Origin of the sequence: Thomasclavelia sp. (assembly GCF_017889095.1) — a bacterium.
In the GTDB taxonomy this organism is placed as follows: domain Bacteria; phylum Bacillota_I; class Bacilli_A; order Erysipelotrichales; family Coprobacillaceae; genus Thomasclavelia.
On record NZ_JAGHEW010000198.1, the window covers coordinates 1 to 4,254 of the forward strand.

Below are 4,254 nucleotides of genomic sequence, written 5' to 3' on the forward strand. Positions count from 1 at the left end.
AACTGAAGTAGGTGAATTATTTGCCTTTTTAGGCAGTGATGAATCTAGTTATTTAACAGGTTCTCAAATTGTTATTGATGGTGGCAGCACTCTTCCTGAAACAATGAGTATTGGTACTAATGATTAAATAATAGTGAGGAAAACTAGTGAGATATCGCATTAGTTTTTCTTTTATTGTTTTAAAAAAAGTAGTATTATAGATGTAGATTGTTATGAGTATTAAGGAGATAATAGAAGTGAAAAAAAGATTTGAGGGTTATATTGGTGTTTTTGATTCTGGGGTTGGCGGGATCAGTGTTTTAAAAGAATTGACAAGAGTTTTGCCACATGAAAATTTTATTTTTTATGGTGATTCAAAAAACGCACCGTATGGAGAAAAATCAGTTGATGAAGTTTTAAAACTGGTAAGAAAAATTGCCAAATACTTAGTAAGTCAAGGTGTAAAGGCCATTGTTGTTGCCTGTAATACAGCTACTAGTGTGGCAATCAGTGATTTACGAGCTACATATCCAAATATTCCTATTATTGGGATGGAACCGGCAATTAAGTTGGCAGCCATGAAAGAACCGCATCATAATATTTTAGTAATGGCTACGCCAATCACTTTAAAATTAGATAAGTACCAGCAATTATCAAATAAACTTCAAGAAATATCTAAATTTATTCCTGTTGCTTGTACTGGTTTAGCCAAACGGATTGAACAAGGTAATTTAGAAGCTCCAGATTTTTATCAGTTATTAAATAATTTACTATCATCTCATCATGGGAAAATAGATTGTATTGTTTTAGGCTGTACCCATTATCTTTTTATAAAAAAACAAATCCGAAAAGTTTTAGGTGATTTACCATTTTATGATGGTAATCTAGGTACTGTAATGGAATTGAAAAGACGTTTAGAGATTAATGATTTATTAACTGCTAATACAACTAAAGGAATAGTTGAGTTTGAATCATCTAAAGAAGATAAGGAAGAATTAGAGTTATATAAATGGTTTTTTGATCAAGAGATATAATCAAGTATAAAATTTATTTAAAATGGTAAGATTTTAATAAAGGACTGATACAATGAAAAAGTTATATTATCATGGTAATATTATTACGATGGAAAATGAAAATGAAAAAGTTGAAGCTGTTTTAATTGAAGATGATATGATTAAAGCAACAGGGACGTTTTCAAAGTTAAAAAATGAAATTGATCAAAATGATCTGATAATTGATTTGAAGGGAAAAACGATGTTACCGGGATTTATTGATAGTCATAGTCATTTTACAGCTGTGGCTACTTCTTTAGATCAGTGTGATTTAAGTGAAGTTAATTCTTTTGAAATATTGAAACAGACACTTAAAAATTATATCAAAGATAATCAAATTGAACCTGGTCAATGGGTATGTGGTTTTAATTATGATCATAATCATTTTGTTGAACAACGTCATCCTGATCGTTTTTTATTAGATAGTGTTTCTACTAAACATCCAATTGTTATTGGCCATATTTCCTCACATATGGGTGTTGTAAATAGTTTAGCTTTAAAGATGATGCATTTAGATAAAAATACTAATGACTTTGAAGGTGGTCATTATGGACGACAACATGATAGTAATGAATTAAATGGTTATTTAGAAGAAAAAGCCTATTTGAACTTCCTGGATCAAAAACCAATGCCATCAATTAATAGAGTATTAGAACTAATGAAGAAAGCCCAACAGGTATATTTAGCTAATGGGATAACTACCGTTCAAGAAGGCTTGATTGCAAAACCATTATTGCAGTTATTAAAATTGGCTAAGCAGCAAGATCTTTTTAAAATAGATTTGATCGGTTATCTTGATTTAAAAAAATGTTATGATTTATTGCAAGCAGAACCAGAACTATTAAAATATGATCGTCATTTTAAAATTGGCGGTTATAAGATCTTTCTTGATGGTTCGCCTCAAGGAAAAACAGCCTGGATGGAAGAACCATATTTAGATAGTGGTGATTATTGTGGATATCCAATGCTTGACGATGACAGTTTATATAATTTGATTAAACAAAGTATTGAAGCTAAGCAGCAATTATTAGCTCATTGCAATGGCGATAAAGCTTGTAATCAGTATATCACGCAGTTTGAACGTTATTTAGCTCAACATCCTAATGTCAATTTATATCGACCTGTGATGATTCATAGTCAGTTTGTCACTGAAAATCAGCTAGAAAGAATGAAAAAGTTAGCAATGATTCCATCATTTTTTATCGGTCATACTTATTATTGGGGTGATGTTCATCTTAAAAATGTTGGAGTTTTACGTGCTAGTAGGATTTCACCAGCTAAAACAGCTTTAAACAAGGGATTAATTTTTACAATTCATAACGATAGTCCAGTTGTTTCTTGTAATATGTTAAAAACTTTATGGTGTGCTATAAATCGTAAAACTAGAGCTGGTAAGGTCCTTGGTGATCAAGAGCGAATTAGTGTTTATCAGGGATTAAAGGCACTTACTATCAATGGTGCTTATCAATATCATGAAGAACATTTAAAAGGGAGCATTAAAGCTAATAAAAAGGCTGATTTAGTAATTTTAGATAATGATCCTTTAACAATGTCTTCTTTAAAAGTGGATACAATCAAAGTCATTGAAACGATTAAAGATGGAAAAACGGTATATCAAAAAGGTCAATGAGAATTGATCTTTTTATTTAGCAATTAAATTATTTTAAGCATATTAATTGTATCTTTTTAATAGAGATAGTAAGATAGTTTTAAGGAGATGAGAGAATGAAAAAAGTGACTTGTTTTTATTTAGAACAATGTCCTTATTGTATTCAGGCAAAAAAAGCGTTAGCTGAATTAATTAGTGAAAATCCTGATTATGGTAAGGTGGAAATGGAGTGGATCGAAGAATCAAAAAATCCAGATATTATTGATCAGTATGATTATTATGCAACACCTAGTATGTTTATCGGAAAAACAAAATTATATGAATCATATTTATTTGAAACATACCAAGAGTGTAAAGAACATATAAAAGCCGTTTTAGATGCAGCATTAAACTAAAAAACCTCATTTGAGGTTTTTTAGTTTCCAAAAGAAATTCCTAATAATTTAGCTTCTTTTATTTTAGGATCATGAGGATCAACGATTTTTAATTTACCAGCCGATTTAGCTAGAGCAATCGCAGTGACTTCGTTATTTTTTAAAACAACTAATTTACCATAGTCTTTAGCCATAACAAGTTTGGCACCGGCAATACCAAAACGAGTTGAAATTAGCCGATCATAAGGGCAAGGCTGTCCACCTCTTTGACTATGACCAATACAAGAAACTCGAATTTCACTATAAAGATATTCTTTAAGCTCATCAGCTACTTCATAAGCAACAGAGCGACCATTTCTAGCTTTAACAATTGCTTTATATTCTTTTTTGGTTAATGAAGCATCTTCTTTGGAAATAGCTCCTTCGGCACAAGCGATAATACTAAACTTTTTACCAGTTTTTTCTCTTTGTTTAATTGCTTTAGCAACTTTTTTAATATCATAAGGAATTTCTGGTAATAAGATCACATCAACACCTGAAGCAATTCCCGCATCTAAAGTGATATGTCCCACTTTATGACCCATTACTTCAATGACAAAAACACGATTATGGCTAGCAGCAGTAGTATGAATTTCATCTAAATATCTGGTAGCGACATCAATTGCTGATTGATAACCAAAAGTATAATCAGTTCCCCAGGTATCATTATCAATCGTTTTTGGTAAAGCAATTACATTTAGACCTTCTTCACTTAACATATTAGCACTTTTGATGGAACCATTACCACCTAAAACCACTAAACAGTCAAGTTTTAGATCTTGGTATGTTTTTTTCATTGCAGCAACTTTATCAAAACCATTTTCAATGATTCGCATTTTTTTAAAGGGACAGCGTGATGTTCCTAAAATAGTCCCACCAACATTGATAATTCCTGAAAAATCATCAGGTTTCATCACTCGATAATTACCATCCATTAAACCGCGATAGCCGTCTAAAAAACCAATGATTTCAAGATTTTTAACATTACGATATAAAGTTTTAGCAAGAGCACGCATCGTTACATTTAAAGCCTGGCAATCACCACCGCTGGTTAAAATTCCTACCTTCATAACATCCTCCTTTATTTTTATTACCTTTATTTGAAGAAATATTCTTGACTATTAAGCGCTGGTTTACGATTTTTAATGCGTTTATAAGTACCATCACTTAATAGCCGGCTTGCTTTAACATTATCTTGTAG

General features: G+C 31.1%; 5 protein-coding genes. 4 read left to right on the plus strand and 1 reads right to left on the minus strand.

Annotation, left to right across the window (positions count from 1 at the left end; all coding sequences use genetic code 11):
• The 4 genes from J7M77_RS08505 to J7M77_RS08520 form a co-directional block, all read left to right on the plus strand.
• Window positions 1-127 (plus strand): SDR family oxidoreductase (locus tag J7M77_RS08505; protein WP_296877484.1); only part of this gene is annotated, 127 nt, incomplete at its 5' end.
• 109 nt (window positions 128-236) lie between these two features.
• Window positions 237-1,013 carry a glutamate racemase gene (murI, locus tag J7M77_RS08510; protein WP_296877476.1) on the plus strand — a complete coding sequence of 259 codons (777 nt, stop codon included), beginning with the start codon at window positions 237-239 and terminating at the stop codon, window positions 1,011-1,013.
• Window positions 1,014-1,065: 52 nt separating this feature from the next.
• On the plus strand, window positions 1,066-2,661 hold the full coding sequence (locus tag J7M77_RS08515) for an amidohydrolase (protein WP_296877478.1): 1,596 nt from the start codon (window positions 1,066-1,068) through the stop codon (window positions 2,659-2,661).
• Between the two features lie 95 nt (window positions 2,662-2,756).
• Window positions 2,757-3,035 (plus strand): thioredoxin family protein, encoded by a 279-nt coding sequence (locus J7M77_RS08520; protein ID WP_296877480.1) that lies wholly within the window; start codon window positions 2,757-2,759, stop codon window positions 3,033-3,035.
• A 20-nt stretch (window positions 3,036-3,055) separates the two neighbouring features.
• Here J7M77_RS08520 and J7M77_RS08525 read toward each other — a convergent pair whose 3' ends face one another.
• The gene (locus J7M77_RS08525; RefSeq protein ID WP_296877482.1) at window positions 3,056-4,123 is read right to left on the minus strand and encodes a 6-phosphofructokinase; all 1,068 of its coding nucleotides are present in this window, start codon (window positions 4,121-4,123) and stop codon (window positions 3,056-3,058) included.
• Window positions 4,124-4,254: the final 131 nt, after the last annotated feature.